The organism is Ruegeria sp. CJ2, assembly GCF_056536745.1.
On the sequence record NZ_JBQFQF010000004.1, the window covers coordinates 361,410 to 388,205 of the forward strand.

At 58.4% G+C, this 26,796-nt stretch carries 26 protein-coding genes and 1 pseudogene; 14 read left to right on the forward strand and 13 right to left on the reverse strand.

What is annotated here, in order from left to right:
- Window positions 1–47: 47 nt before the first annotated feature.
- The 7 genes from addA to regB form a co-directional block, all read right to left on the reverse strand.
- A complete protein-coding gene (addA, locus tag ACR0MS_RS08415) occupies window positions 48–3,407 on the reverse strand; it encodes a double-strand break repair helicase AddA (RefSeq protein ID WP_480570969.1) in 3,360 nt (1,119 codons plus the stop codon).
- A complete protein-coding gene (gene addB, locus ACR0MS_RS08420; protein WP_480570966.1) occupies window positions 3,404–6,331 on the reverse strand; it encodes a double-strand break repair protein AddB in 2,928 nt (975 codons plus the stop codon). Before addB ends, addA begins: the two co-directional genes overlap by 4 nt.
- Window positions 6,324–7,010, reverse strand: a complete 687-nt coding sequence (locus tag ACR0MS_RS08425) for a nucleotidyltransferase family protein (RefSeq protein ID WP_480570963.1) — start codon at window positions 7,008–7,010, stop codon at window positions 6,324–6,326. The genes addB and ACR0MS_RS08425 overlap by 8 nt, the downstream gene beginning before the upstream one ends.
- On the reverse strand, window positions 7,007–8,011 hold the full coding sequence (locus tag ACR0MS_RS08430) for an aminoglycoside phosphotransferase family protein (RefSeq protein WP_480570959.1): 1,005 nt from the start codon (window positions 8,009–8,011) through the stop codon (window positions 7,007–7,009). Before ACR0MS_RS08430 ends, ACR0MS_RS08425 begins: the two co-directional genes overlap by 4 nt.
- Window positions 8,008–8,481: a tRNA (adenosine(37)-N6)-threonylcarbamoyltransferase complex ATPase subunit type 1 TsaE gene (gene tsaE, locus ACR0MS_RS08435; RefSeq protein ID WP_480570956.1), complete on the reverse strand. Its 474-nt coding sequence runs from the start codon at window positions 8,479–8,481 to the stop codon at window positions 8,008–8,010. The genes ACR0MS_RS08430 and tsaE overlap by 4 nt, the downstream gene beginning before the upstream one ends.
- A 41-nt stretch (window positions 8,482–8,522) precedes the next feature.
- Entirely contained in the window at window positions 8,523–10,031 is a 1,509-nt protein-coding gene (locus ACR0MS_RS08440; RefSeq protein WP_480570953.1) for a PAS-domain containing protein, read from the reverse strand.
- 64 nt (window positions 10,032–10,095) lie between these two features.
- On the reverse strand, window positions 10,096–11,493 hold the full coding sequence (regB, locus tag ACR0MS_RS08445) for a sensor histidine kinase RegB (RefSeq protein ID WP_480570950.1): 1,398 nt from the start codon (window positions 11,491–11,493) through the stop codon (window positions 10,096–10,098).
- A gap of 92 nt (window positions 11,494–11,585) precedes the next feature.
- Here regB and ACR0MS_RS08450 point away from each other — a divergent pair, with 92 nt between their 5' ends.
- The 9 genes from ACR0MS_RS08450 (at window position 11,586) to ACR0MS_RS08490 (ending at window position 18,901) form a co-directional block, all read left to right on the forward strand.
- Window positions 11,586–12,206 (forward strand): SCO family protein, encoded by a 621-nt coding sequence (locus tag ACR0MS_RS08450; protein ID WP_480570947.1) that lies wholly within the window; start codon window positions 11,586–11,588, stop codon window positions 12,204–12,206.
- 154 nt (window positions 12,207–12,360) lie between these two features.
- Window positions 12,361–13,326, forward strand: coding sequence for a Hint domain-containing protein (locus tag ACR0MS_RS08455; protein WP_480570944.1), 966 nt, complete (start codon window positions 12,361–12,363; stop codon window positions 13,324–13,326).
- Window positions 13,323–13,835 (forward strand): toxin-activating lysine-acyltransferase, encoded by a 513-nt coding sequence (locus ACR0MS_RS08460; RefSeq protein WP_480570941.1) that lies wholly within the window; start codon window positions 13,323–13,325, stop codon window positions 13,833–13,835. Before ACR0MS_RS08455 ends, ACR0MS_RS08460 begins: the two co-directional genes overlap by 4 nt.
- A 92-nt stretch (window positions 13,836–13,927) precedes the next feature.
- A complete protein-coding gene (locus ACR0MS_RS08465; RefSeq protein ID WP_480570938.1) occupies window positions 13,928–14,299 on the forward strand; it encodes a cupin domain-containing protein in 372 nt (123 codons plus the stop codon).
- 411 nt (window positions 14,300–14,710) lie between these two features.
- On the forward strand, window positions 14,711–16,366 hold the full coding sequence (locus ACR0MS_RS08470) for a TadE/TadG family type IV pilus assembly protein (RefSeq protein ID WP_480570935.1): 1,656 nt from the start codon (window positions 14,711–14,713) through the stop codon (window positions 16,364–16,366).
- Window positions 16,367–16,387: 21 nt separating this feature from the next.
- Window positions 16,388–17,002, forward strand: a complete 615-nt coding sequence (locus ACR0MS_RS08475; protein ID WP_480570932.1) for a TadE/TadG family type IV pilus assembly protein — start codon at window positions 16,388–16,390, stop codon at window positions 17,000–17,002.
- Window position 17,003: 1 nt separating this feature from the next.
- A complete protein-coding gene (locus ACR0MS_RS08480) occupies window positions 17,004–17,642 on the forward strand; it encodes a TadE/TadG family type IV pilus assembly protein (protein WP_480570929.1) in 639 nt (212 codons plus the stop codon).
- A gap of 248 nt (window positions 17,643–17,890) precedes the next feature.
- Window positions 17,891–18,445 (forward strand): ActR/PrrA/RegA family redox response regulator transcription factor, encoded by a 555-nt coding sequence (locus ACR0MS_RS08485; RefSeq protein ID WP_170771283.1) that lies wholly within the window; start codon window positions 17,891–17,893, stop codon window positions 18,443–18,445.
- An 84-nt stretch (window positions 18,446–18,529) separates the two neighbouring features.
- On the forward strand, window positions 18,530–18,901 hold the full coding sequence (locus ACR0MS_RS08490; RefSeq protein ID WP_171124018.1) for a VOC family protein: 372 nt from the start codon (window positions 18,530–18,532) through the stop codon (window positions 18,899–18,901).
- Here ACR0MS_RS08490 and ACR0MS_RS08495 read toward each other — a convergent pair.
- Window positions 18,898–19,491 (reverse strand): HD domain-containing protein, encoded by a 594-nt coding sequence (locus ACR0MS_RS08495; protein WP_480570923.1) that lies wholly within the window; start codon window positions 19,489–19,491, stop codon window positions 18,898–18,900. The genes ACR0MS_RS08490 and ACR0MS_RS08495 overlap by 4 nt on opposite strands.
- A 205-nt stretch (window positions 19,492–19,696) precedes the next feature.
- On the opposite strand from ACR0MS_RS08495, the gene ACR0MS_RS08500 reads away from it, so the two are divergent.
- Both ACR0MS_RS08500 and ahcY read left to right on the forward strand, forming a co-directional pair.
- A complete protein-coding gene (locus ACR0MS_RS08500; protein ID WP_480570921.1) occupies window positions 19,697–20,017 on the forward strand; it encodes a hypothetical protein in 321 nt (106 codons plus the stop codon).
- 101 nt (window positions 20,018–20,118) lie between these two features.
- A complete protein-coding gene (gene ahcY / locus ACR0MS_RS08505) occupies window positions 20,119–21,507 on the forward strand; it encodes an adenosylhomocysteinase (RefSeq protein WP_480571940.1) in 1,389 nt (462 codons plus the stop codon).
- Between the two features lie 63 nt (window positions 21,508–21,570).
- On the opposite strand, the gene ACR0MS_RS08510 is transcribed toward ahcY, so the two are convergent.
- Complete coding sequence (locus tag ACR0MS_RS08510) at window positions 21,571–22,218, reverse strand: DUF899 family protein (RefSeq protein ID WP_480570917.1); 648 nt, start codon at window positions 22,216–22,218, stop codon at window positions 21,571–21,573.
- Window positions 22,219–22,396: 178 nt separating this feature from the next.
- On the opposite strand from ACR0MS_RS08510, the gene ACR0MS_RS08515 reads away from it, so the two are divergent.
- Window positions 22,397–22,738, forward strand: a complete 342-nt coding sequence (locus ACR0MS_RS08515; protein ID WP_480570913.1) for a DUF2853 family protein — start codon at window positions 22,397–22,399, stop codon at window positions 22,736–22,738.
- A 200-nt stretch (window positions 22,739–22,938) separates the two neighbouring features.
- Here ACR0MS_RS08515 and ACR0MS_RS08520 read toward each other — a convergent pair whose 3' ends face one another.
- The 4 genes from ACR0MS_RS08520 to tsaD are packed head-to-tail and all read right to left on the reverse strand — an operon-like array spanning window position 22,939 to window position 25,688.
- The gene (locus ACR0MS_RS08520; protein ID WP_480570910.1) at window positions 22,939–23,361 is read right to left on the reverse strand and encodes an EVE domain-containing protein; all 423 of its coding nucleotides are present in this window, start codon (window positions 23,359–23,361) and stop codon (window positions 22,939–22,941) included.
- Complete coding sequence (locus ACR0MS_RS08525) at window positions 23,361–23,630, reverse strand: YciI family protein (RefSeq protein WP_170386865.1); 270 nt, start codon at window positions 23,628–23,630, stop codon at window positions 23,361–23,363. The genes ACR0MS_RS08520 and ACR0MS_RS08525 overlap by 1 nt, the downstream gene beginning before the upstream one ends.
- 1 nt (window position 23,631) lies before the next feature.
- Window positions 23,632–24,594, reverse strand: coding sequence for an NAD(P)H-dependent glycerol-3-phosphate dehydrogenase (locus ACR0MS_RS08530; protein ID WP_480570907.1), 963 nt, complete (start codon window positions 24,592–24,594; stop codon window positions 23,632–23,634).
- Entirely contained in the window at window positions 24,591–25,688 is a 1,098-nt protein-coding gene (gene tsaD, locus ACR0MS_RS08535) for a tRNA (adenosine(37)-N6)-threonylcarbamoyltransferase complex transferase subunit TsaD (protein ID WP_480570904.1), read from the reverse strand. The genes ACR0MS_RS08530 and tsaD overlap by 4 nt, the downstream gene beginning before the upstream one ends.
- A gap of 96 nt (window positions 25,689–25,784) precedes the next feature.
- Between tsaD and ACR0MS_RS08540 the strand changes: the two genes are divergently transcribed.
- The gene (locus tag ACR0MS_RS08540; protein ID WP_480570901.1) at window positions 25,785–26,498 is read left to right on the forward strand and encodes a uroporphyrinogen-III synthase; all 714 of its coding nucleotides are present in this window, start codon (window positions 25,785–25,787) and stop codon (window positions 26,496–26,498) included.
- A gap of 54 nt (window positions 26,499–26,552) precedes the next feature.
- Window positions 26,553–26,796, forward strand: a pseudogene (locus tag ACR0MS_RS08545) (hypothetical protein); the annotation flags it as partial.

The window sequence follows — 26,796 nt, forward strand, 5'->3', positions numbered from 1 at the left end:
AATGGGGAATGCTTGGTCACTGAACCTAGGTGCGAGGTTTTCCAAGGTCAAGGCATCGGCGCACGGGCCAGCGCATCCGTCACAAGATCGTGTGGCAACCACATCAGCCCTGCGGTTCGGGTCCAGAGGATTGCGGTTCGGATGTCCCGGTCCGGGTATATTTGCGACAGGGCCTGCGCGTAAGCGCCCATCTGACGCAATAGCCCCTCAGGGCAGGCGTTTGCATCCTCAGGGACGGTGGCATTGGATTTGAAATCAATGGCTTGTACAGTGTTGGCTGTGACGACCAGCCGATCTATGACCCCATGCATCCGGTGGCCGTTCAGGTCCGCGGTGATCGGAACCTCTGCCAGTGCATTGGGGCCGAATATGTCCTGAAGGTGTTTGGCCGTCAGGACAGTATGGGCTTCGTCAAACAGCTCTTGTCGGTCCATTTCTTGCATATCGGGAAGAACGCGAGCGCAGAGCTGCGGCCAGTTGTCCCGTGGCACCGTCGGCAAATGCTCCAGCAGCAGGTGCAGGCGCGTGCCGCGAAGTTTGGCGGCGTCTTCGTCCTGACCGCTGTCACCCGGCAAAGCCTTTGCACCCCCCAGATCCGATGGGCTGAGTGTATTTTGCACCGGGGACGGGGCCGTAGCCGCCGCAAGAAACGCGGCAGGCAAATCGGTGTCCTCAACCAATTCCTCTGCATGAGAGACCAGCGGCAACCCGGTCCAGTCCCCATGTGACAGCCTTAGCGTATCCGATCCCGGCTCTTGCGTGGCCCCTGCCCGGCCCATCGCGGCTTCGACCATCTGATACCAGCTGGTTCCGTCCTTTCCGACATCCCCGGCGGCCCCGACGATCAGCCATTTCTCTGCCCGCGTCAGCGCCACATATAGCAGCCGGAGGCGTTCATTTTCTTCCCGTGCGCGCGCCTCGGCCCGGGCCTGTGCGATCAGGCTGGGAGACGCATCCGAGGAAACTTTCCACAGAGGCGTGCCCTCGGCCACCATGATTTCAGCATCGCGCGGGGCTTGCCGCTTGCCGGTGTCCGGCAGAATGACAATCGGTGCCTCCAGGCCTTTGGACCCATGCACGGTCATCACGCGGATCATGTTGCCCACGCCGCTCATCTGCCGCTTGATTTCCAGATCATCTGTCTGCATCCAGACCAGGAAACCGGTCAGGCTGGGAATATCCGCCCGCTCATAGGCAAGCGCCTGCGACAGCAGCGCGTTGATGCCATCCTCGGCCTCGGCCCCCAACCGGCCAAGCAGGTTACGCCGCCCGTGATGGCGGGTCAGTATCCGTTCGATCAGGTCATAGGGGCGCAGAAAGTCGATCTGGCTGCGCAAGTCATTCAGCACGGCCAGCGTTTCGGGAAACTCCTCGGCGCGGGTACGCAGCGCTGCCCACAGGAATTGTTCCTGCCGCCGATGCGCCAGATCGAAAATCTGCTGCTCGGTCCACCCAAATAGCGGCGACTTCAGCACGGTGGCCAGCGACAGGCTGTCTTCGGGCGTCGCAAGAAAACTCAGCAACGCCGCAAGGTCTTTCACGGCCAGCTCCGCGCCGACCTTCAACCGGTCGGCCCCGGCGATGGGCAGGCGCAAGGCTTTGCAGGCACGAATGATCTCGGCAAACAGGTCCGAGCGGCGCTGCACAAGGATTAGAAAATCCCCAGGCTGCACCTTGCGGCGAACGAACGTACCAGGGGTTTCGCCATCCTCGGGGATCGTTTCGCCTGTGTCGATCATCGACTTGATCGAAGCGGCTATCTTTTCGGCAAGAATGACAGTGTGATGCCGTGCGCCGGGGCGGTCTACCGGATCGGTCCAGTCGGATTCGTCATCGTCGGTCACCTTTTCGATCGCAGGCCACAGGTCTACGCGACCCGGCAGGCTGGACTTGAAGGCGCGGTGCAGGGCTTTGTCCTGAAACCCTGCCTCGGCGTGGCCTTCAAACAGGATATTCACCAAAGACAAGATCGCACTGGACGAGCGGAAAGAGTATTCCAGCTCCAAACTCTCCAATTTAGAGCCTGAATCGCTCAGTCGCCGCCCAAACTCCTGCTGCATTCGGTCAAAGGCTGCGGGATCGGCCCCCTGAAAGGAATAGATCGACTGTTTCTTGTCCCCGACCACGAAGATCGTGCGCTCGACCCCGGATCGGGCCCCTTCCCCGCTGGTGAATTCCTGCGCCAGTTTTTCGACCACGTCCCATTGATCCGGACTGGTATCCTGTGCTTCGTCCACCAGGATATGGTCGATGCCGCCATCCAGCCGATATAGCACCCATTCGGCCACTGCCGGGTCGTTCAGCACCCGTCGCGCGCGCAGGATCAGGTCATCGAAGTCCAGCCAGCCGCGCAGTTGCTTACGGCGCTCATATTCCGGCAGGAAAGCGGTCGCAAAGCGATGCAGCACATGGGTCTTGCGTGCGGCGACCAAGGCCAGACGCAGCTCGCGCGCGGCCTCGATACGTAACATCAGCGCCACTAGCTGGGGCATTCGATCGGCCAATGCGCCCTCGCGCAGCGCCTTGGTCGAAAAGCTGTTGATCTTGGCCGAGAACGGCTCTTTTGCCCCTTTTCCGGTCAGAAACACGTTTTCCAACATCGGCAAACTGGCCAGCCGAGGTGCGCTGAACGCCACCAGTTTCGCCGCTGTTTTGGCGTTGGTGCTACCACCTTCGGAAAGCGCAGGCAGGATTGATTGAATCAATTCAACTTCGCCGCCCAGAAACACCCGCTCCAGCAGCGCGTCTTCGTCAAACCCTTCGGGAAGATCAAATCGTCTTTGAATTTCCGCCCAGTCCAGCGGCTGTGCAAACAGGTTGCGTTTATGGGTTATCGCAGCCGTCAGATTGTCGAACCCGGTATCTGTTACAAACCGGGCCACATCGTCGATCAATGCGGCTTGCGGACCTTCTGCAAAATCCTCGACGATTTCCTCGCGCAGCAGCGCAGCAGCGCGGTCTTCCATTTCCGCGAATTGTGGGCTGACCCCGGCCTCAAGCGGAAACCGTCGCAGCAATGAGGCGCAGAACGAGTGGATCGTCTGAATCTTCAGCCCGCCCGGTGTTTCAATCGCGCGTGCAAACAGCGTTCGCGCCTGCGCCAGGCGATCAGGGTCAATTGCGCCGGGTACACCCAGCTCCGTCAGTTGCGTGCGCAAAGCGTCATCGCCCAGCATCGCCCATTCACCCAACCGTTTGAACAGGCGGTTCTGCATCTCGCTGGCGGCGGCTTTGGTGTAGGTCAGGCACAGGATGTGCTGGGGCTGCACGCCATCCAGCAGCAGGCGCGCCACCCGGTCCGTCAAAACCCGCGTTTTACCGGAACCCGCATTTGCCGCCAGCCAGGTGGATGCATCGGGTCTTGCGGCCTGCACCTGCCGTTCGGTCGCGTCGTTGCGTTGGCTCATGTCAGAACCTCAGGCGCTGTGTCGCTGGTCCGGTCCCATTCGCCAAAGCGGGCAAGATGGTCATAGTCGCCGACATCTGTATCCTTGTGCAGCATCCGCCGCGCTGTGAAGCCCTGATTAGGCTCTAAATAGGCGGAAATCAGTTCTTTTAACTCTGCGATGACCTTGTCCGGCGGTTCTTTTGCCAAGGGCGCAAGGACCTCTTTATACACTCCGCCCATCCCCACAAACACGGCTTCGGCCACGGGCAGAGGATTCAGCCCCTCGATCCCGCCTTGTTCGGCGATGGCTGCCTCGATCAACAATTGTTTTTCAAATTTCGCCTGCTGGCTTTCACTCGGAGGTGCGCCGGTCTTGTAATCTATCAGACGCACCGCGCCCCTGCTGTTCAGGTCGACCCGGTCGGCGCGGCCCACGATTGCGAAGTCCAAAGGAGCAAGAACGAGGTTCATCTTGGCTTCGAACGAAACCGGTCCCCCATCCCCGTGCCGTGCGGTTTCTGCACTTAGAAAGTCATCCGCGATCCGGTCCAGCCGCGCCAGCCACAGTTTGCGCGCTGTCGGCCACGCGACATGTTGCGCAAGCAGGCTTTCGGCGCGTTTCAGGAAATTCTCGCGTGTCAGCAGGGCTGTATCCAGAACGCTGTCCTTGACGAAATGCTCCAGAATTTCATGAATCACGATCCCCCGCAGCAAGGCGTCGGGGGCCTGAACCAACGGATCAAGGGGCCGTAGGCGCAGCACGTGCTTGGCGTAGATCGCGTATGGATCACGGATCAACCGCTTGATTTCCGTGACGCTCAGGCGGCGCGGTCGCGCAGCAACCGGCGGACGCGGAGAAGGACGTGGGGCGGGTTCAATCCGAGGCGCAGCTTCAAGCTGTTCCGACCAGCCTAGCCATGTCCTGCCACGGGCACGCATTTGGGACAGCGCTTCGCGCCCCCCCTGATCCGGCAATCCCTGCAACAGGTTCGTCAAACGGTTCAACCAGCGGGATGGCACGGTTTCAGCATCATCAGACCGGGTCGCGCGGGTCAGCCAGACTTCGGGTGCGCCGATCGCCTGTTGGAAATCATGGGCCGACAGCCCAATCCGCCGTTCCGGAAGCAATAGACCGACCTTGTCGCGCATCTGCCGGTTCAGCCACGGGTCAGGCGCAGCGGCTTCGGGCCAACTGCCTTCGTTCAGGCCGCCCAAGATCAGCAGATCGGCCCCCTGCACGCGCGCCTCAAGCGTGCCCCAGATCATGATATGCGGATGCGGCGCGTCCCTGTCACGAACCTCTTCCCCGGACAGCAAAGCGCCGAGAAGATCAGCAAAATCATGCGCATTCATTGACCCGCCATGATGCGCTTCGGCCTCCAGCGCGCTTAGAACGGACAGTGCCTTTTGCCCGGCGTTCTTGTCCCACAGCGTACCGATGCCCCCTGCACTTCCAGCCGAAATGCTTTCGGCCAGATCGCGCAGACGCGCCACCCAATCCGGCAACGCAAGCTCTTCACCGATTTGCTGGTTACAGAAATGGCGCACAAGCCACCGCATCCATGTGTCTGGCGCTTCTTTTCGGACGGCGAAATCGGTCAGGCTGCGGCCGTCCGGAAATGGCGGGCCATTGCGACGCAGATCGAGCTCAAGATCCCGGGTATGCAGCAGATGCGCACCCCGATCACCACCATCATGGCACAGAGGGTGTTTCAATAGGGTCAGCAGAGCCTCGCCGTCCAGTCGCCGCGCAAACAGGTTCGCAACGTGCCGCAGGAATCGGCCGGGCGGCGAGAGCTGCAAGGGCAGGCCGGCGCTGTCATCGGGCAGGATGTCCCAGCGGTCCAGCGCGGCGCTGACCTGACGCGTCAGCATCCGGTCTGGGGTTATCAGCGCAGCGGTTTGGCCCGATTCCGCAGCCTCGCGCAGGCGCAGGGCAATCGCCAAAGCCTCGGCGCGCGGGGATTGGGCCTCGACCAGAGTCAGATCCGCAGTCGCGCCGCCCAGATCGCTGAGTTTCGGACCTTCGGACATCCATGCATCCGTGATTGGTGCGGGACGTAAAGCTAATGAAACCAGCCTGTTACGGGCAGGTGAAGGCGGGATATCCTGCGTCCATGGCGTAACATGGTCGGGTTCCAACCCCAGTTGCGTCATCAGTTTGCGGAACCGGTACTGCGGGTGATCTTCCGAGGTCAGCGCATCATCCAGATCAGTCCAGACATGGGCAGGTTGATCGAAGTCGAACCCCGGCAAGATCAACGCGCCCTGCGGCAATCGCGCGACAGCCTCCATCAGCATCAGGGTCGTACCGCGCGACCCCGTGGACCCGGCAAGAATAACCGGGTGCTGCGGCGGCTCTGCCGTCCAGCGGTCGATTAGGTTCACGACCACGCGCCGTTGTCGGGCCTGCATATCAAGCGCATCCGCCCCGGTGTCTATGAAACTATCCGCGATTCCGATAAACGCCTGCGCCCGCGCCCAGTGCCCGGACAGATCGCTGATGTCCAGATTTCGGATCGCGTCAGGTGACACGCCTTCGCCCTGCATCTCATCAATCAAAGCGGCCAAACTGTCCGAGAGGTCAAACACAGAGGATCGCGCCGCCAAATCCGGCTGCTGGTCCAGCAACTTGGAAACCAGTTGCGTCAGCTCCAGACGCCGGCGCAAAGGCGGGATTGCGGGCGGAACCTGCGCCAGATCAACGCTTTCACCCAGATCGGTAACCAGCGACAGACGCGGCAAAAGACAGGGCGGCCCTTGATCAAACAGCTCGCGTACACGGCGGGCCATCCGTCGTGTGTTAACCACCAGTTGTACCCGGGCAAGGGCCTCGGGTGGGGCACCCTCATGGCGGGTATGCAGCCCCTGAACCAACGCCTTGGGAAAGTCCGTCCCGGGGGAAACCGCAAAGACACGGGGCAGGGCGCTGGGCTCAAACACTTGCCAGTAGCTCCTCGGCGAGGGCGATCCCTTCGGGTCTTCCGACATCGCACCATCGTCCCGGATAGGACAGGGCAAACAGACGGTCTTGGCTGTGCATTTGGTCCCATAACAAGTTTAAAGAAAAGGATTTTTGCTGAAACCGCATCAACCCATCCGTCTTGGTGATTTGAATTCCGCCATAGATCAACCCCGGCCCCCGCGTAATTCGGCCCGACGCGTCGTTCGTGAAATCTCCTGTCCCGGTATACCCAATGGTCCGAGCAACAGGCACACACATCAACAGGGCGTCCATTTTGTCCGGGTCCCATGCGTCGCGCAGCAGCGCCAGCGGGTTCGGGCCGGCCCAGATCGCATCCGAGTTTGCCGTATATACCGGATCTGTGCCCAACAGCGGCAGGGCCGCGCGCAATCCGCCACCGGTTTCCAGAATCTCGGTGTCTTCGCGGGACAGTAATACACCCTTGGGGGCCAGGTGCGCCTCAAGCTGATCGGGCAGGTAATGCAGGTTTGCGACAATTCTTTTGGGATGAACGTCGTTGATCAGGTCCAGCGCGTAGTCAATCAAGGGCCGCCCCGCGACCTCGATCAGCGGTTTGGGCGTCGTGCTGGTCAACGCGCCCATTCGGGTGCCAAACCCGGCTGCGAACAGCATGACGGCTTCGGGGGTTCGGGTCATGCCTGTCTGAGCCTTTCCAAAGCCTCGGATGTCGGGGCGGGTAGGGCGTGTCGCAGCAGATCAGCGATTGTAACCAGTGCCGGGTGTTCCAGATCACGCATCAGATGGGCCCAAGTTGCCGGGATCAGGTCAACATACTGGGGCTTGCCATATTCCGTCGCCAGCCGTGCAAAGACACCCAGAATTCGCAGATTTCGCTGGGCGCCCAGTACCGCATAGGCCGTTCGGAAATCATGGTCGTTGACACCTGTGGCCGCGATATAGCGTGTGACCATCCGCATCTCGGTGCCGGGTGCCACGTCACGACGAACGTCCTGAAGCAGAGACATCAGGTCATACGCCGGATGACCCAGCATAGCTGTTTGAAAGTCCAGCAGGCCCACGCGCTGAACCCCTGTGCGATCCGGCAGCCAGATCAGGTTTTCCGCATGGTAATCGCGCTGGATCACCACCTTTTGGCCCGATGTCGTGGCGTGCAGGATATCGGCGAACCGGTTTTCAAAGCGGGTTCGCGCATCTTCGTCATAAGCCCCCTGAACGGCTTGCGCGTATTTTGTGAAAGACAGCGCGGCCAGTTCGGTCATCAGGGAGGGCCCGTAAGACGGTAAGGACAAGGTGGGCGCGTTGTGCAAGGTGATCAGAACGTCCGTGGCGGCCTCGTAGAGTTCACGCTCTTGCTGAGGATGGCGTGCGAGAACGCGCGCAAACAGATCGTCACCCAGATCTTCCAGCAGCAAGAACCCGAACTCGGTGTCTTCCGCATAGATCCTGGGCGCGCTCAGGCCAATTGACCGCAGGTGTTCGGCCATGCGCACAAAAGCTTCCACCGGTTCGGCCTGACCGGGAGGGGAATCCATCAGCACTGCCGTTTTTCCGGTTTCGGGATCCGTCAGACGTTCGTACCTGCGGTTGGACGCATCGCCAGCCAAAGGCGCGCGCCTTGCATTTGCCCATGGCGTTTGGGCAATCAGGGCTTCGGCCAGAACCGCCCGGTTTGTCATGAGCGGGACTCCAGCTTTTCCGACCACCTTGGGTCCGACCACGTCAGGGTTAGAATTCGTTTTTCCATTGTATTAGGGTCTGTTTCGAACTTTAGAGTGAGGGCATTTTCGGGCCAAAGCGGACCCAGCTTGTCGGGCCACTCGATCAGGCAGATCGACGTGTCGAAAGCTTCGGTCAGGCCGAGTTCTTCCACCTCCTCCACCGAGGACAGGCGGTAGAGATCGCAGTGCCAGATTTCGGCAGCGCGTGTGTCGTACACCTGCACCAGCGTAAATGTTGGTGAGGGCACATCTTCCGGAATTGTCATCAATGACTGGATAAGGCTGCGCGCAAAATGGGTTTTGCCACTTCCAATCTCGCCCTCAAGCAGCACAATGTCACCGGGCCGCAGTCCGGAGCCCAATCGAGCGGCAAACTCGGCTGTTTCTTCCGGGGAATTCAGGGCAATCGTCAGCGGCGCAGTCGTCATGGCGCCACAATGACCCTGTGTCCGGTTGGCTGCAACCCGGTTCAGGCGCTGATCTGCTGTATCTCTGCCGGTTGGATGACGTCGGCGTCCTTGGAAAAGCGTATGATCGTGGCCCCGTTGTGCAAAGGGCTGACGGTGCAGGTTAAAAATGTGCCGTCACGCATCCTCAGGTCACCACTCCATTCGGCGCGGTTGTCTCGCATTGCCACGAAATCACGAATTTCACCCAGGATGGGCGTTGCGGCGCATTGTGCCTGCCACCCGCGCGTCACTTCCAGCACTGAATCCGAGTCAAACCCGGCATCCGAGCTTTCCCCCCAGAGTTGCTGGTACGCGTAGTTGGTAAAAGCCAGGGTTCCGTCATCGCCGAACACGGCGATCGCGTCGGCCAGTTTGTCCAGAATGGATTGCATCAGGTCCATTTCCGAGCGGAAGCGGCGGGTCAACGTGATCTCGGCCGTGATATCTTCGAACAGAAAGGCCACGGCACCATCCGGGTGCGGGCGGCCACTGACCGAGTAGACAGAGCCTGACGGCAAGGACCACGTCTCTTGGTAATTTCCGTCTTCGGCGGCCTCGAGAAGATCATTCATCTGACTGCGCCAGGTCCGGTAGTTCTTGGGCTCGGGCATCATGTGCTGGTCGCGCAGCCGATCGAAAAAGCTGGACAGGCTCGGGCGGCAACTCAGGAAATCGGGGGGCAGGGTGGTCAGGTCGATCAGGGCCGGATTGAACAGCGCCAATTGACGATTGCGATCAAATATCGCCAGCCCGATTGAAAGCTGGGCAAATGTTTTGGTCATGGTCTGTACGAATTTGCGCTGGGCCGTCTCAGCGTCGACAATCGCGTTGATATCCACCGCGTAGCACAGATGCCCCTCGGGGTGGTCTACAAATGTCAGGTCGAACCACAGCTTGTTTTCACTTTCCTCGGGCGCGATTGAAACGCGCGTCTTCGCGCTGAGGCGCGTGTCTTCGTCCGATCCGGGAAACAGCGGCGCCGTGAGGTCGGTATCCGGGCCGCGCACCTTGCGGACCAACGAGACATAGGCCGCATTGCACCAACGGACATTGTCATGATGATCCAATAGCCAGACCGGATAGGGCGCCCGATCCATGGCCTGCCGGATAGGATCGCTCGCGTCCCGATGAATGGTCTCCGGGCGTTCTGCGCCGTCGCGTAGCTGAACCCGGACAATTCCGTCGATCCACTCACACAGAACGTCGCGCTTAACGGTACAATCTATCGCCGGGACAACGAGGTTGCCTTCCTTTTGAATCTGGTCCGGAGATTCTGGAAAGGTCGGAAAACCCCGTTTCAACAGCCGTCGCAAGTCAGGCCAATGCCGAACTTCTTCAAACCCATCCAGCGCAATGTCCGAATGGCTGATCAGACGGTCTCCATCGAACAGAAAGACCGAGTCGAACAGGGAGGACGGCGACGAAAGACCAAAATTGTCGCCCCGGTGCCTGCGGCGCGGCAACAACCAATGTACGCCGAGACTGGCAGATACCAGGCTGATAATGGCCAGAATAATCCAGTCGACCATGAATGCTCCGCAGCAGAAAATACTGCCTCGGATTATGGTTACCAATGGTTAACGGGGTCTTAATTCAGACCTGAAAGCGCTGGTTTGCACCGGACGGGACAGGGGTGTCTCCGATCTGGGCATCCACCAGTTTGCGGGGCCACGAGACTTTGACGATCGCGCCCCGGCGCTCGGGGTTATCGGACAGGCTCTGGTAGGGATCCGACCCGTTGGCGAATTCCAGTTCAGCGCCGCTCCGCTCCAGCAGGGTTTTGGCGATGAACAGGCCCAGGCCCATGCCTTCGTATTCCGGCCGCGCGCGCTGCTCGGTCTCGGCGCGGCGACGGCGCATGAAGGGGTCTCCGATCCGGCCAATCATTTGCGACGGGTAACCGCGCCCGTCATCCATTATGCCCACCGTGATCTGATCAGGGGTCCATTCGGCCTCGACCCAGACATTGGCGCGCGAAAAATCCACGGCGTTCTGAATCAGGTTCCGCAGACCGTGGATGATCTCGGGCTTTCGCAGGATTGACGGCTGCTGCACGTCACCTTCGCCCGCGGGACCTTCAGCGAAATGAACGATTTTGCCACGGTTGATATGCGGCTCGGCTGCCTCATGAATGACAGTGGACAAGGGGGCCTGCCGAAGATGCAGGTCGTCTTTTCCCGCGCGTCCCATGTCCCGCAGAATATCCCGGCAACGATTGGCCTGCTCGCGGATCAGCGCGGCATCTTCCTTGAGGTCGGGCTGGTCCTCAAGCTCTTCAATCAGCTCTGAACTGGTCAGTTTGATCGTGGCCAGCGGCGTCCCAAGCTCATGCGCGGCTGCGGCCACGACCCCACCCAGATCGGTCAGTTTCTGTTCACGGGCCAGCGCCATATGCGTGGCCGAGAGCGCCTCGGACATGGACTGCACCTCGGTACTGACGCGGTGGGAATATGCGCCAAGAAAGACAATCGCGATGACGATGGCGGCCCAGTTTCCAAACAGCAGGATATCGGGGATGTCCAGATCGACGCCCACCGCCGTGCGCAGCGGCACGTGAAATTCCGCCAGCAGCGTGGTCAGGGCAATGGCGACGCCACCGATGATCATCGTCGAACGGGTGCTCATGACACTTGCGGAAATCGTCACCGGCCCGACCAGCAACAACGCAAAGGGGTTGTTCAACCCGCCGGTCAGATACAGCAGGATAGTGAGCTGAAGCAGGTCGAACAGAACCATCAGAAAGTTCTCGAACTCTGACAGCCGTTTGTTGCGCGGAAAGACGAGGATTGCCGTCAGGTTCCCCATGATCGACACGCCGATTGCCAGGTAACACAGCGTGGCATCCAACTGCACCTGATAGGTCTGCTGGGCGACGGTGATTGCCGTGATCTGCCCGATGATGGCAACCCACCGCAACAGGATGAGGGTGCGCAGGCGGATCCAGCTACTGCGTTCCTGACCGCGCCATAATGTGATGTTGGAATTTGCCATTGGTCCATTATGTCCTGTTGCATCGGCTGTTCATCTTGATAGGTGTCCCGACCGAAACGATCAACAACCCCTTTTCTTTCAGGAAACCCGTCATGACCCGCCTGTATGCCATTCTTGCGACCGTCGTTCTGGCCATCGGCATTGGTGCCATGTGGCTGCTGACACAAGGCGGTGGGTCGGATGATAAGTTTGCTCAATGCCGGTCCAGTCAGATTGCCGGGGGGTCTGCCGCGATCGGCGGGCCGTTCGAGCTGATCAATGGGCAGGGCGAAACGGTCACCGACACAGATGTGATCACCGAGCCGGCGCTGGTTTACTTCGGCTATACGTTCTGCCCCGATGTCTGCCCTTTTGACATGTCACGTAATGCCGAAGCCGTCGACATTCTGGCCGAGCGCGGCCAGTCGGTCACGCCGTTGTTTATCTCGATCGACCCGGACCGCGACACGCCCGAGGTGGTGAGTGACTATGCGTTCAACCTTGGTGGAAAAACCATCGCCCTGACCGGGTCGCCCGAGCAGGTCAAGGCGGCCAGCCAAGCCTACAAGACGTACTACAAGGCACATGACAAAAGCGATGAGTTCTATCTGGTCGACCACTCGACCTTTACCTATCTGGTGACACCGGATGACGGATTTATCGAGTTTTTCAATCGCAATGATACGGCTGAACAGATGGCGGATAAGGTGGGCTGTTTTCTGGATCAGCTTTGAGATTTAGCAAGTCGCCGACCGGCGCGTTTCATTTCGACGCCTCACTCCATGCACACATTCGCATAAAACCGATCAGGCTTCATTGACAGTTACCCGTCAAGGCAACGTATATTTGCCCGATAACGAGTGACGGCCAATCGGGATATGTCGTGATATGGGTTTCGTAATCAACATCAGTGAGGTGACAGGGTTCACCGGCAGCGGTTCGCAAGGTCTGGACATCTGGACCACAAGTGCCGACCTGAGCGATCCCAGCGTGACTACCGTCACCGGTGACTTTGATCTGGACAACAATCTGGATGGGGCTGGGGGGTCTGACCCGGCGGGCGGATACGTCTTCAGCTCGCTTGTAACCCCGTATGGTACGTTGGTTACGAATTCCACCACTGGTGAATTCACCTTCATTATCGACCGGGCTGCGGTAATTGCGTCCGGGTCGGATCAGGTTGTCAGTTTTACGGTCACAGCGACCGGAACCGGTGGCACCAGCGACACGGATACGGTCGTCATTGAGCTTCTGATCTGCGTGACCCGAGGCACGCTGATTGCCACTCCGGACGGTGAGCGTCCGGTTGAGGACCTGATGATCGGGGATGACATCCTGACGGCCGATGGCCGGACGGAACAAGTGCGCTGGATCGGTAGCCGTCGCATTGACGCCGATGAACTTGACCAAAATGACAGCCTGTTTCCTGTAAGGATACAGGGCAACGCGTTTGGTCCCGAATTGCCCAAAGGCGACCTGTTGGTTTCCCCTCAGCACCGTATTCAGGTTCAGGAACCCTTGGCAGAGATGCTTTTTGGACATCCTGCTGTTTTGGCCCCGGCCAAAGGCTTGCTGAACGAGTCAACGATAACCGTTGATCGCTCGGTCTCCGAGGTCGAGTATTTCCATCTGGCCTTCGATCAGCACGAAGTCATCGTGACCAACGGGCTTGCAACCGAAAGCTTCCACCCCGGGCCAACCAGCCTGGAGGGAATTGATCGGGACGCGGCCAATGAGTTGTACGAGATTTTTCCCGCCCTGAGGTTCAGCGCCGACGGATTTGGCCCATCAGCGCTGCCGGGGCTTAAGCCGTGGGAAGCCGCGTTGCTCAGTAAATCCTCGAAAGTGGCATGAAACAGATCCTTGATGCCTCCGGCAAACCGCTGCCCCGTGAAGAGGTGCCCGACGCAAAACTTCTGCGCGCCTATGGCGACGCGATGTTTCTGGCCTTTCGCAGCAGCTATCACAATCGGATGAGTGTTGCGACCCTGCGGCTGGCGTTTGAACCGCCTCTTGTGCTGGGCCAGTACAGGATATTCCGGTTCGATGAGGTCCCCCGCGCAATATTTACCTGGGCCTTTCTGTCGGAGGACGCGGAAAAGAAACACATCCGTGGTGAACCGCTGATGCCGGAGGATTGGAAATCCGAAGGTGGGCGGCTGTGGGTGATTGATCTGATCGCTCCATACCGCAAACTGATGCCAAGCATCTGGAGCTGGGCCATGATCCCGGGGAATGTCAGCGATGAAGGGTTTCGTTTCTGTCGCCATCCGTCCGAGGACAGGACGCGCAAGATTGTAGACATCGACTTTGCCCGCAAGGACCGAAAGCAGCGGATTCTGACCGAGCAGGATTTCTCGTGACTTCACGGAATGGGATTGGCGGATGACGCTGAACCGCAACAGACTAAAGACCCCTTTCGCCAGAAAAGAGACATTCGGAACCGGATTTCAGCATGATTGAGTACAAGCCAGATGAAGATGTGGGCTCGCTTGAACCGTGGCCTTTTGACAACCCCGAAAGTGACTATGTCATTAAAGAGGGGTCGCCCACTGTCTTCGGACGCATGGATGCTGGCGGGTCAGGTCATACAATGCGGGCCGGTATCTGGCGCTGTACGCCGGGCGTGTTTGAGTGCACCGAACAAGGCGATGAATTGATGACCATTTTGTCGGGCAAATGCCGGTTGACCGACAAGACCACAGGTGAGGTCAGCACCCTGCGCGCCGGAGACAGTCTTTTCATTCGGGACGGCAGTCGGGTCGAATGGAACGTCACCGAAGAGGTCACCAAAGTTTTCTTCGGGCAAAAGCAAGACGGCTATTGAAAATTCCTCACCCGCTGAGGGGTCGAATCCGGCAACAGTAGATTAACATCAGGCCTATCGGATTGAGTTTAGGTGCTAATAAAGCTCTCTGAGTCAGGACAGGGCTCCTGTTGGCCTGTGCAAGTTCCGATTGGTTAAGCAGGCCAGTAGATTTGCGGCACGATTAGTATAACTAGCTGAAAAGTATACAAATTATTCAGCCTTAAGAGTGCTATTCCAATCCGTGCAGGTTTGCCAACCCTGTGCGGAATTTTGACTCAATGGCAAAAATGTGTTCAGAATCTGTCCTGCTTCGTTCATTTTTGGTTCATTTTCGGTTAACTTTGCAGTAACGAATCGAAAGATTTTAGGTGTTCTGGCCTCGCCTTGTTGTGTGAATGAGCCCAGAGTTTGTGAGTGTTGAAAATGGTTATGACGTATATTCAGCCGCCCAAGGACTCAATTTCCGAGTCGAATTCTGAAGAAGATTGCTCAGAGAAATACACCGCCGGTCATCTGTTGTCGCGCTTTCGCGAAGACTCCGAAGGTGCGGTGCTTGTTCTGCTTGCGGTCTTCCTGATCCCCATGATGGTTTTTGTCGGGCTTGCCATGGAACTGGCGCTGACAGAAGACATTCGGGTCAAGCTTCAGAATACATCGGATTCAGCCAGTCTTGCGTCAGCGGACCTTGAACAGGTTCTGGACCCAGAAGACGTTGTAAACGACTTTTTCGCAAAAGCAGGACTAGGCGATAATCTCCGGAACGTCACTATTGTAAACACGGCGACCGAAAGAACGGTGGCGGTTGAGTCAGATGCCTTTGTTCCTGCTTTGCTGACCAGGGTGGTTGGGCGCAACGGCTGGGATGTTCCGGTTGTGGGTGCCGCGACTGAATCCCGTCGCGATCTTGAAATCGCAGTTGCACTGGATAATTCCGGTTCTATGTCCTGGGCGCCCGGATCGACCAGCGGGCCTGCTGCAAACCCGTCCCGCATGGACCTGCTCATTCCCGCGGCCGAGGCTTTTGTCGACGCGGTTCAGCCGAAACCCGGACAGCCTGGCACAACGACGATTTCTCTTGTCCCTTTTGCCACACAAGTCTCTGTGGGTGAGGATTTGCTGAATAACTTCACGGTGTCGGCTGAACATTCGACTTCGCACTGCGTGACGTTCAACTCCACCGCAGACTATACCACCACGGCGGTTCCGACGAATACGTTGCTGAACCGGACGGCGCATCACGACCCGTCCAGTACGGGATGGGACCTGAGTACATACAACACGGTTTGCCCAACGGATTCAGCGCGCCGCGATATCGTTGCATGGTCGGAAGACCCGGAAGTGCTGAAAACCCGTATCCGGGCGATGCAGCCTTATGGCTATACATCCATCGAGATGGCGACAAAGTGGGGTGCGGCCATGTTGGACCCAACCATGCGTCCGGTTTTGTCGTCGCTGTCTGGAGTGACAGGCTATGAGCACCTGTCTGGCCCTGCCGGGCGCGGTATGCCTTATGATTTCGATAATCCCGACGCTATTAAATACCTGATCGTGATGTCTGATGGTGCGAATACTCTGAACTTCGATATCAGACCGCCCTATCGCGAGGGCAACTCGCCACTGTTCCGTCTGCCGGGTACGAACAACTATAGCTACTACCGGAACCGTAGCGGAACGGGCCGGGACTTTTATCGGGTTTCGAGCGGCTTCTGGAGCTTCACACCCGGTAGCGGCGCGGTACAGATGACATGGCCAGAGGTTTGGGCCGATATGCCGGTAGACAGGTTTGTCGACAGCATCTTGTCACGCGCCGACACCAGCCGCAGCGCGAATGGCCACTATAACCGGATTGTTCGCACACGCTCGGGCACTTGGAAAAACAACCGTACCTCTGCCATCTGCCAAGCCGCCAAGGACAACGACGTTATCGTCTTTACGATCGGAATGGATACCTATGGTCAAGGCGATGCAACTTTGGCTGACTGTGCGTCCTCGCCCTCGCATTTCTACGATGTCGATGGATTGGATATTGATGATGCCTTTGCGTCCATCGCACGTCAGATCAACAAGCTGCGGCTTACGCAGTAACTTGGGCGGGGGATTGATCTGATGACGCGATATCTGACAAAAACCGACGCTGCAAAGACACCAGCGAAGCGCGCCGGAGCCATTTCCGGACTAGCCCGGCGCGTGCGAAGCGGGTGGCAGGACGAAACCGGTACCACGCTTGTGGAGTTCTCTGTTTGCCTGCCACTGCTTCTGCTGTTTCTCTTCATAACGCTCGAGTTCAGCTATCTGGTCGTGCGACAAGTTGCGCTGGATCGTGCGACTGACGAAACCTTCCGCGAGTTGCGGCTGGGCCTGATCTCGGACCCGGATCATGACAAGGTAAAGACCGCAATCTGCGCCAAGTCCCTGGCGCAAGTGTCCTTGTGGGATTGCGACGAAAACCTGCTGCTGGAAGTGCGTCAGGTCGAAAAGTCGGATTGGCAATTCAATCTCAATGGCCGTGCGAACTGCATCAATACTTCGCCTCCGGATGGGTATGAGCCTCCGATCGACTTCACGGAAGGGACAGAAAACCAGCTGATGATCGCCCGCGCGTGCCTTGTCCAGAGGTCACTTTTCCCGCCGATGCCAATGCTGGCATCGCTTCCGCGCTACGATGATCTGGGCAATTTCGCCCTCGTCTCGCGGTCAGCATTTGTGAACGAGCCATTTTGATATGTTTTTCTTGTTTAACGATTTTAAGGTCCGGGTACGGCGCGCAATTGGCCGATTTGCACGTGACACAAGCGGCGCGGCCCTTGTTGAAATGGGGTTTGCGCTGCCTATTCTGATCCTGCTGACGACGGGAGCGCTGGTGGTACAGGATGCGGTTCGCATGTCCTATCTGCGGTCCAAGGCGACCTATACTGTATCCGACATGATCAGCCGTGAAGACGCCTTTATCGACTCGGATTACTTTGATGGTCTGAACAGCGTGTTCCGGTATATCGTGGGGCCCCAGCACCCTAGCGAGTTGCGGATTTCAACGATTGAATGCACGGCGGATTGTGACGATGAGGCACAGCGCGTGCTCGAATTCTGTTGGTCGCACCCTTCGTCGGGACTGACGGCTCTGACCAATGATCAGATCGCGAGTTACGAAGCGCAAACACCGCTGTTTTCGTCAGGTGACACGCTTCTTATGACCGAAGCGTTTCTGGATTATACGCCGTTGTTCGGTGATTTCATTTTGTCGCCTCAAACCTACCGGTCTGTCGCGTTTACGCGTCCGCGGATCGCCGGGCAGATCAAATTTGATACCGGTGCTGTGGATGCAGATGGCAACACAATTGTCCGAGACTGCTTCAACAACTGAAGAGCCGTAAGCCTTTAGGTAAGCGCAACGCGGCGGGTGTTGCGCGTCGCTTTTGCGCGCCAGCATAGGTATTTGAGCGTGTGCGTGGGCTGGATAACAAACAGCCTGTTTTCACTGGCGGATGGCGTTCCGCAATTTGCGGCGGTGAGCCTGTCAAAGCTACGACCTAAGGTCTGTTTGACCTTTCTCATGGCGCTGCTATTACTCATACTCAAGCCAAAGGCGTGAAATAGCGGAAAGAATAGAATATGGCGGACAGCTCTGACCTGGATATCGGCCCGGATAAATCCCTGCTTCTGGTAGATGATGACGAGCCATTTCTGAGACGTCTGGCCAAGGCCATGGAAAAACGCGGCTTCGAGGTCGAGACCGCAGGCTCGGTCGCCGCAGGGCGCGCCATTTCCACCGCCCGTCCACCAGCCTATGCGGTTGTGGACTTGCGGCTTGAGGATGGTAACGGGCTGGATGTGGTCGAAGTGCTGCGCGAAAAGCGCCCCGACAGCCGGGTTGTGGTGCTGACCGGGTACGGTGCCATCGCCACAGCCGTGGCCGCCGTCAAAATAGGTGCGACCGACTACCTGTCGAAACCCGCCGACGCCACTGACATCACCAACGCGCTGCTGACCAAAGATGACGAACTGCCCCCGCCGCCCGAAAACCCCATGAGCGCGGACCGGGTGCGTTGGGAGCATATTCAGCGGGTGTATGAGCTGTGCGACCGCAACGTCAGCGAGACCGCCCGCCGCCTCAACATGCACCGCCGAACCTTGCAGCGGATTTTGGCGAAGCGCAGTCCACGCTAGTGGTCACGGCTTCTTGACTTGATCCCTTTCACCTCTTTGGTGAGTTTCGCCTTTGAAAAATCAGTTACTAGATAGGAACACCTTATGATCGGCTATGTGACCATCGGCGTCTCGGATATGGAGCGCGCAAAGAAATTTTATACCGACCTTTTTTCGGATCGTGACGCGAAGGTGATTATCGACGCAGGGCGTATTGCCTTTATCGGCAGCAAACCTGGTGAGCCGATGCTGGCTGTTTGCGAACCCTATGACGGTGGCGAGTGCTCGGTGGGCAATGGCAGCATGGTCGCTTTTGCCGCTCAGTCCAAAGAGGAAAGCAAGGCGTTGTACGACAAGGCCATCAGCCTGGGCGCAACTGATGAAGGTGAGCCCGGTCAACGTGTGCCTGACCGTTTCTACGGGTCGTATGTGCGCGACCCGGATGGAAACAAGCTGTGTTTCTTCGTATTCGGCTAAAGCTGACTGAGCAGGGCCGCATGCCGGTCCGAATACGCCCGCCGCACCTCGACCGGTGGGCGTAAAACGATCTCAAGCCCCTCCATCACTGTCTTATCTGGGCGACCAAAGAACTTGGTCGCCTCGGTTTCGGAAAATCCGGCGATCTGCGTGGCTTCCATCCAGGCGCTGATCTTGTCGGCCTTCTTGATCTGGCGCTTGATCGTTTTGGGCACTGCGGCGGGCAGGCCGAACCGGATGTGGATCGCTGCCGCCAACCGGTCGTCCAGCGCGCCATAATCCGGGCCAACCGCGGATTTGACTGGCGAAATCATGTCGCCAATCACGTATTCTGGCGCATCGTGTAACAAAGCGGCAAGCTGCCATTTGACGGGCGCTTTGGGGGCGATCCGGCGAAAAAGCGCCTCGACCAGCAGGGAGTGTTCGGCAACCGAATAGGCAAAATCCCCGGCGGTCTGACCGTTCCAGCGCGCCACAAATGCCAGACCGTGCGCGATATCCTCGATTTCAATGTCGACCGGCGTCGGGTCCAGCAGATCCAGCCTGCGACCGGACAGCATTCTCTGCCATGCTCTGGGTTGTGTTGCCATTATACCATGCCCGATTTCAACAGCGGCGATTGCGCTGCGGTTTTGTGGTATGGTTTACCTGTCAAGATCACCAGCTGCCAACTTTTTCTTGAGCGATCGTGCTTTGAACAAGTGCGCGGTGATACCGACATCTAGTACCGAGGGGGGCGCATGCTCCTCCCGGTGTGCCCCTCTCGATCGTAACACGTATCGAAAGGAGCTTGCTATGTTCAAGCGTTTGTTTGGAATTGCACTGGCCTTTGGAATGGCCGCCACTGCGCCCCCTGTATTTGCCCAGCAAAACACCTGTGCGCAGCGTGAACACGTGATCGCCAAGCTACAGGACAGCTATTCGGAACAGCTGGCCTTTGGCGGATTGCAGAAATCGCGCGGCGCGCAATCGGTGATGGAGGTCTGGACCTCCGAGGAAACGGGAAGCTTTACCGTTCTGGTGACGCATGCAAATGGCGTCAGTTGCATCGTCTCTGTTGGCACCGACTTTTTCGAAGCCATTCCCAAGATCAAGGTAGACGGCACGCCAAGCTGAGTATGGCGTTATAAATCCCGTTTCCGGCCATCTGCGTTGCCACGTCTCGAAAGGGATGTTAGGGGCAACCCGGACCAAGATTTACCGGAATGGAGTACCTGATGGCCGGGGACTATATCGTCAAAGACATTTCACTGGCCGGGTTCGGCCGCAAAGAGCTGGATATTGCCGAAACCGAGATGCCGGGGCTGATGTCCCTGCGCGCGGAATACGGCGACAGCAAACCTCTGTCAGGTGCGCGGATCGTTGGATCGCTGCACATGACCATCCAAACAGCCGTTCTGATTGAAACGCTGACAGCACTTGGCGCGGATGTGCGCTGGGCGTCGTGCAACATCTTCTCTACCCAGGACCATGCCGCCGCCGCGATTGCCGAGGCTGGCATTCCTGTTTTCGCCATCAAGGGCCAGACGCTGGAAGAGCATTGGGATTATCTGGACAAGTCCTTCCTGTTCGACGAAGGCCCGAACATGATCCTGGACGATGGCGGCGACGCGACGCTGTATATCCTGCTGGGAGCCCGCGCCGAAGCCGGTGAGGACATTATCCCTGTTCCCGGTTCGGAAGAGGAAGAGGTGATCAAGAAGCAGATCGCCAAGCGTATGGCCGCAAGCCCGGGCTGGTTCACCAAGATGCGCGATCAGATCCAAGGCGTGTCCGAGGAAACCACCACCGGTGTGAACCGTCTGTATCAACTGGTCAAAGACGGCCACCTGCCGTTCCCGGCGATTAACGTCAATGACTCGGTCACCAAGTCGAAATTTGACAACAAATACGGCTGTAAGGAATCGCTGGTCGACGGTATCCGCCGCGCCACCGACACCATGATGGCGGGTAAGGTTGCTGTGGTTTGCGGGTACGGCGACGTGGGCAAAGGCTCGGCGGCCTCGCTGCGTGGTGCAGGCGCCCGTGTGAAAGTGACCGAAGTTGACCCGATCTGCGCGCTGCAGGCCGCGATGGACGGGTTCGAAGTCACCTTGCTGGAAGACGAAGTTGCCAGCGCGGATATCTTCATCACCACCACCGGCAACAAGGATGTGATCCGCATCGAGCATATGCGCGAGATGAAGGACATGGCCATCGTTGGCAACATCGGCCACTTCGACAATGAAATTCAGGTGGCCAGCCTGAAGAACCACAAATGGACCAACATCAAGGAACAGGTGGACATGATCGAGATGCCCTCGGGCAATCGTCTTATCCTGCTGTCCGAAGGCCGTCTGCTGAACCTCGGCAACGCCACCGGTCACCCCTCGTTCGTGATGTCGGCGTCCTTCACCAATCAGGTGCTGGCGCAGATCGAGCTGTTCACCAAGGGTGATGAGTACGAGAATAAGGTTTACATCCTGCCTAAGCACTTGGACGAAAAAGTCGCCCGGCTGCATCTGGACCGTATCGGTGTGAAGCTGACTCAGATGGACAGCGAGCAGGCCGCGTATATCGGTGTAAAACCCGAAGGCCCGTACAAGCCGGAGCATTACCGCTATTGATTTTGGCGAAAAACGGAAGTGAAACGGCGGTCTGTCAGGCCGCCGTTTTTTTGTGCCTGATACTCAGCGCAAGGCTGGAAAGAAATCGCCGCGACCCTCGGGCGTCAGGTCCAGAATATTCCAAAGCGGCCATGCGGAATCTACGTGCCGTGGGTGCCAGTCACTGGGCTGGAAGAAAAGTTCGGAACTCCAGAAATGGCAAATCCCGTCTTGCGTGAGTCGAAAGACGTTCAGGATGGGCAATTGGCTTCCGTCTTCGGCCTCGGCCAGATAGTCTCTCTGATATTCGGTGCCCAGCGCGGAATAAAGCGGCAGGTCGTGCCATTCCATTTTTGCTTGCAGTGCCGCCAGTTTTTCCGGCGTGTTCTGGGCAACCACCGCAAAGCTGATCTTTTTTGAAAGGTGAGCAATCTGCCCGTTCAACCCGTCCAGAAAGGCCGAACACATCGGGCAGGGCAACTCTGCATTTGGGCCATACATCAGCGAATAAATGGCAAGCGTGTCATGTTCGCCAAAGAGCGAGGACAGAGGCGCCTCACCGCCCTGAAGGTTTCGAAACGCGTAGTCCTGTGGGATCTGGCCGCCCGATGGAAGTTGGCGGCGCAGATTGGCGACGTTTTCTATCTTGGCGCGCAATTCCACTTCGGCGGCCAGCAGTCGGTTGCGCGCTTCTCGATATGCGGGGCTTTCGTTGGGCAAGGAAACGGTCATGGCAAACTCCCGATTTATAAATTTAACTTAAATGTTAAATAAAGGATGAGTTGAAATCAAGACCGGACTGCCTTTTGGGGGGAAAGCCGGTGATTTTTCCCTTTGTGCAAATCCCCCTGCCCATTACCGTGATTGGGGTGATGGGGAATTTGAAATCTACCCAATTCAGGAGACGACCATGGGAAAACGCGATGAGCTGATCGCCAAGTATGCAGAGGACCTGAAATCCAAATGCGGCATGGACGCGGACATGGATTTGCTGACCAAAGTCACCATCGGCTGCGGCCCGGCCATCTATGACGCTGACGCGTCAACGGTAGCGGCCACCCAGGAAGGTGAGCTTGAAACGGTCAAGAACAACTTTCTGGTCAAGAAACTGGGCCTGTCCGATGGCCCCGAATTGATGGAAGGCATCAACAAGGTTCTGGAAACCTACGGCACGTCCGAGCGCAATAAATATCGCGCGGTCGTTTATTACATGCTGACCAAGCATTTCGGGAAAGAGTCTGTTTACGGATAAGTTTCCGCGACACGGTCGCGCCCGCCGTACCAAAAGGGCGACTTAAATTTTAGATATTTGAGGTTTGAACCCAGCCCCGCACTTCGGCTAGTGTCAGGGTGTGACCAGGACGGTCAGAACCAGACATTTCCATACGCGTGTGGTGAGTAGGGAGCACGCGGGGTAGGGAAGGTTCTGCATCCGTCAGAGCCTTCCCTTTATTAGTCCGCTTGCGTTTGACCCAGATCGCAGATCACCTGCCATTCCGCCTCGGTGACCGGTTGAACGGACAGTCGAGAGTTCTTGACCAATACCATTTCGCCCAAACGCTCATCCGCTTTGATATCGTCCAGGGTCACCTGTGTCGTGAACGGCCGCACCGCCTTGATGTCCACACACTCCCAGCGGTCGTCATCCGTGGTGCTGTCGGGATGGGCCTCGGCGCAGACCTCGACGATGCCGACGATCGCCTTGTCTTTTTGCGAGTGGTAGAAGAACCCCCTGTCGCCGACCGCCATCTGCCGCATGAAATTGCGCGCCTGATAGTTGCGCACGCCGTCCCATTCTTCACCTGCGTCCCCTTTGGCAACCTGCTGGTCCCAGCTCCAGGTCGATGGCTCGGATTTGAACAGCCAATATGCCATCAGCCCACGACCTTTTTCCAGGCGATCAGGTCAACGGACTGGAACAGACCGGCCTTGGCATAGGGGTCATTGTCGGCCCAGGCTTGGGCGGCGGCCATGTCCTCGACCTCGAGAATGATCAACGAACCGATCATCGCGTCCCCGTCCAGCAAAGGCCCAGCCTGTGCGACAACGCCGGTTTCCTCGATATAGCCGAGATGCGCGGCGCGGTTGTCCAGACGGGTTTGCAGTGCGCCGTCCTTGTCGCGGGCGATAAGGGCAATGAGCATATTATTCCTCCTTCAGGGGTCGGTTTAGCAGGGATTGAATGGCCTCGGGTACACTGTAGGCGCCACGGCTCAGGTCCGCCACTGTTGCGCTTATGGGCATATCCAGCCCTTCTTGTATCGCGATGTCGGACATCGCGCGTGCGGTGGCGACGCCTTCCACGGTGGTCGCTGTGTCAAAAGGCAGATTTCGACCCAAAGACAGGCCAAAACGGTAGTTTCTGGACAATTCGGACGAGCAGGTCAGGACCAGATCGCCCAGACCGGACAGCCCCATCAGCGTGTCGACTTGCGCGCCGCGCATAAGCGCAAATCGCTGCATTTCAGCAAAGCCCCGCGTCAATAGCGCGGCACGGGCGCTGTCCCCAAGCCCCGCACCGATGGCGGCCCCGCATCCGATGGCCATCACGTTTTTCAATGCCCCGCCCAGTTCGGCCCCGGTAACGTCCGTCGTGCGATACAGGCGCAGGTTGGATGTTGTCAGGGCGTGTTGCAGGGTTTGGCTTAGTTCGTGGTTGGCACTGGCCAGTGTCAGGGCCGTCGGCAAGCCGCGCGCGATATCGTCGGCGAAACTCGGACCGGTCAACAGGGCAGGGCGCGCATCTGGGATGGCCTGCTGAATGACCGAGATCGGCCCAAGCCCTGTCGATAATTCAATACCTTTGCAGCAAGCGACCAAGGTCTTTCCCGACACCACAGCGGCATGGTCCAATAGGGCCCCGCGCAGTTTCTGCATGGGCACGGAAATCAGCAGAATCTCGTTCTGCGCCGCCTCTGCGATGTCAGAGGTAATGGTGATTGCGCTGGGCAACGGCACATTCGGCAGACGCGCCGCGTTTTCGCGGTCTCTTTGCATCAAACGCGCTTGATCCACGTCGCGCGCCCAAAGTGTGACTGGCCCGTTCCCGGCTAACGAAATCGCCAGCGCTGTCCCAAAGGCACCAGACCCAAGAACCGAAATACTCATGCCTTGGCACCTTTCTTACCGCTGCCCAGCATGGCAGGGCTGGTTTGGTCCAGAGGCCAGCGCGAACGCGCGGTCAGGTCCAGACCATCGCGGGCACCGGTGCGAAATCGTTCAATCCCGGCATAGGCGATCATTGCAGCGTTGTCGGTGCAAAAGCGCAGCGGAGGCGCGGTAAAGCGGGCGCCGTTTTCGACCGCAACAGTCTCTAACGCGGACCGAATGGCAGAATTGGCCGCGACCCCGCCCGCAACGGCGATAACGGGGTCAGGTGGGCTTTGTTGCAGGTAAAGGTCAATGGCCCTGCGGGTTTTCTCGGCCAGCGTGTCCACGACCGCCTGTTGAAATCCGGCGCATAGGTCTGCCCGATCCTGTCGGGTCAACCCACCTTTTTCCGCGGCGATCTGGTCGCGCATACGCATAAGGGCCGTTTTCAAGCCAGAAAAGGACAGGTCGCAGCCGGGCCGATCCAGCAAAGGCCGGGGAAAGCGGAACCGTTTCGGGTCACCTGTCCGCGCTTCGGCTTCGACCGAAGGGCCGCCGGGCTGCGGCAGGCCCAGAAGCCGCGCGGTTTTGTCGAACGCTTCGCCGGGTGCATCGTCAATCGTACCGCCAAGCCGCGTGAACTTTTCCGGGCCATGGGCGATCAGATACTGACAATGCCCACCCGACACGAGCAGCATCAGATACGGAAACGCGATCCCGTCTGTCATCCGCGGTGTCAGCGCGTGACCGGCCAGATGGTTCACTCCGATCAGGGGCAGGCCGGTTGCCGCGCTGATGCCCTTGGCGCACATGACCCCGGACATGACCCCGCCGATCAGACCCGGACCGGCGGTCACGGCAACGGCGTCGACGTCCTTCAGGGTCATTCCCGCGGATTCGAGCGCCTGCAACACGCAGGTATCCAGCTTTTCGGCATGGGCGCGGGCGGCGATCTCGGGGACGACACCGCCATATGCGCTGTGCAGATCTGTCTGGCCATAGACAACTGATGACAGCACCTCGGCCCCGGCACCATCACGTTGGCGCACGACTGCGGCGGCTGTGTCGTCACAACTGCTTTCCAGCCCGAGGACAGTAAGTGTTTGCACCATTGGCCTGATCCGTTACACCTTGATTGCAAAGCGGGGTATCACCCTGCGCGGATGCAAACAATCCCAAGGCCAAGGGCACCGCCGTTGTATTTGTTGATGACCCGCCCTCGCGCCGCCTCGGAAAGGTTCGTTGCGCAATTGCCAACCCGGGTCAGGTCACGGGTTCAGGTCATCTATTCCCCGATCCTCGAAATCAAGCCCTTGCCGGTTCAGGCAAACGACACGGATGTGCGCGGGTTGATTTTCACGTCGGCCAACGCGGTCAATGCCGCGGCGTCCATGGGCGTGGATCGTGATCTGCCTGCTTACTGCGTTGGTCCTGCGACCACCGGAACGGCCAAAGGTGCGGGGTGGCAGGCGCAGATGGTGGGCCAGACCGCCGAAGAACTGGTTGCGGCCCTGCTGCAAGCCAGACCCGACAGCCCGCTTCTTCACCTGCGCGGAGAGCATACGCGCGGAAATGTTGCCGAGCGGTTGACCGAATCCGGCCTGACCGTGCGCGAACTGCCCGTGTATCAGCAGCGATTGTTACCGCTGACATCCGAAGCCGAGGCCGCCGCGTTGGGAAAAGCGCCGGTCTTAGCCCCTATTTTTTCGCCCCGAACAGCGCGACATTTTGCCGACATTTGGCATGGATCAGCGCCTTTGATGCTGGCTGCCATCAGCGCTGCGACGGCTGAACCCCTTTATTCCTTGGGCTATGAGCGTCTGAAGATTGCCAAGGAACCGACTCCGAAGAAAATGCGGAAAGCCATTAAAAAGCTTGTGAAACATGCGTTGCGGGTTGAGGGCGACGAGGCCACAGATTAACTTAGTTGGGTCTGTAGTTCAGGTCATTTCGGATTCGATAAGGGGAATATTGCGTTGGCTGGTAGTAAGAAAACCGATCAAAAGCCGGTGGATGACCCCAAGGTCGACGAGGTAACCGATGCTGTTACGGCCACCGAAGAAACACCGGTTGACGACGTTGAGCCTGTAGAAAAGCCTGTTTCCGAAGCCGAAGCCGAAGCCGAAGCCGAAGCCGAAGCCGAAGCCGAAGCCGAAGCCGAAGCCGAAGCCGAAGCCGAAGCCGAAGCCGAAGCCGAAGCCGAAGCCGAAGCCGAAGCCG

Excerpts from the sequence above, each read along its gene's own strand:
- addA (WP_480570969.1), bottom strand. The coding sequence starts at position 3,407 with ATGAGCCAACGCAACGACGCGACCGAACGGCAGGTGCAGGCCGCAAGA.
- ACR0MS_RS08425 (WP_480570963.1), bottom strand. The coding sequence starts at position 7,010 with ATGACCCGAACCCCCGAAGCCGTCATGCTGTTCGCAGCCGGGTTTGGC.
- ACR0MS_RS08430 (WP_480570959.1), bottom strand. The coding sequence starts at position 8,011 with ATGACAAACCGGGCGGTTCTGGCCGAAGCCCTGATTGCCCAAACGCCA.
- tsaE (WP_480570956.1), bottom strand. The coding sequence starts at position 8,481 with ATGACGACTGCGCCGCTGACGATTGCCCTGAATTCCCCGGAAGAAACA.
- ACR0MS_RS08440 (WP_480570953.1), bottom strand. The coding sequence starts at position 10,031 with ATGGTCGACTGGATTATTCTGGCCATTATCAGCCTGGTATCTGCCAGT.
- regB (WP_480570950.1), bottom strand. The coding sequence starts at position 11,493 with ATGGCAAATTCCAACATCACATTATGGCGCGGTCAGGAACGCAGTAGC.
- ACR0MS_RS08450 (WP_480570947.1), top strand. The coding sequence starts at position 11,586 with ATGACCCGCCTGTATGCCATTCTTGCGACCGTCGTTCTGGCCATCGGC.
- ACR0MS_RS08455 (WP_480570944.1), top strand. The coding sequence starts at position 12,361 with ATGGGTTTCGTAATCAACATCAGTGAGGTGACAGGGTTCACCGGCAGC.
- ACR0MS_RS08460 (WP_480570941.1), top strand. The coding sequence starts at position 13,323 with ATGAAACAGATCCTTGATGCCTCCGGCAAACCGCTGCCCCGTGAAGAG.
- ACR0MS_RS08465 (WP_480570938.1), top strand. The coding sequence starts at position 13,928 with ATGATTGAGTACAAGCCAGATGAAGATGTGGGCTCGCTTGAACCGTGG.
- ACR0MS_RS08470 (WP_480570935.1), top strand. The coding sequence starts at position 14,711 with ATGACGTATATTCAGCCGCCCAAGGACTCAATTTCCGAGTCGAATTCT.
- ACR0MS_RS08475 (WP_480570932.1), top strand. The coding sequence starts at position 16,388 with ATGACGCGATATCTGACAAAAACCGACGCTGCAAAGACACCAGCGAAG.
- ACR0MS_RS08480 (WP_480570929.1), top strand. The coding sequence starts at position 17,004 with ATGTTTTTCTTGTTTAACGATTTTAAGGTCCGGGTACGGCGCGCAATT.
- ACR0MS_RS08485 (WP_170771283.1), top strand. The coding sequence starts at position 17,891 with ATGGCGGACAGCTCTGACCTGGATATCGGCCCGGATAAATCCCTGCTT.
- ACR0MS_RS08490 (WP_171124018.1), top strand. The coding sequence starts at position 18,530 with ATGATCGGCTATGTGACCATCGGCGTCTCGGATATGGAGCGCGCAAAG.
- ACR0MS_RS08495 (WP_480570923.1), bottom strand. The coding sequence starts at position 19,491 with ATGGCAACACAACCCAGAGCATGGCAGAGAATGCTGTCCGGTCGCAGG.
- ACR0MS_RS08500 (WP_480570921.1), top strand. The coding sequence starts at position 19,697 with ATGTTCAAGCGTTTGTTTGGAATTGCACTGGCCTTTGGAATGGCCGCC.
- ahcY (WP_480571940.1), top strand. The coding sequence starts at position 20,119 with ATGGCCGGGGACTATATCGTCAAAGACATTTCACTGGCCGGGTTCGGC.
- ACR0MS_RS08510 (WP_480570917.1), bottom strand. The coding sequence starts at position 22,218 with ATGACCGTTTCCTTGCCCAACGAAAGCCCCGCATATCGAGAAGCGCGC.
- ACR0MS_RS08515 (WP_480570913.1), top strand. The coding sequence starts at position 22,397 with ATGGGAAAACGCGATGAGCTGATCGCCAAGTATGCAGAGGACCTGAAA.
- ACR0MS_RS08520 (WP_480570910.1), bottom strand. The coding sequence starts at position 23,361 with ATGGCATATTGGCTGTTCAAATCCGAGCCATCGACCTGGAGCTGGGAC.
- ACR0MS_RS08525 (WP_170386865.1), bottom strand. The coding sequence starts at position 23,630 with ATGCTCATTGCCCTTATCGCCCGCGACAAGGACGGCGCACTGCAAACC.
- ACR0MS_RS08530 (WP_480570907.1), bottom strand. The coding sequence starts at position 24,594 with ATGAGTATTTCGGTTCTTGGGTCTGGTGCCTTTGGGACAGCGCTGGCG.
- tsaD (WP_480570904.1), bottom strand. The coding sequence starts at position 25,688 with ATGGTGCAAACACTTACTGTCCTCGGGCTGGAAAGCAGTTGTGACGAC.
- ACR0MS_RS08540 (WP_480570901.1), top strand. The coding sequence starts at position 25,785 with ATGACCCGCCCTCGCGCCGCCTCGGAAAGGTTCGTTGCGCAATTGCCA.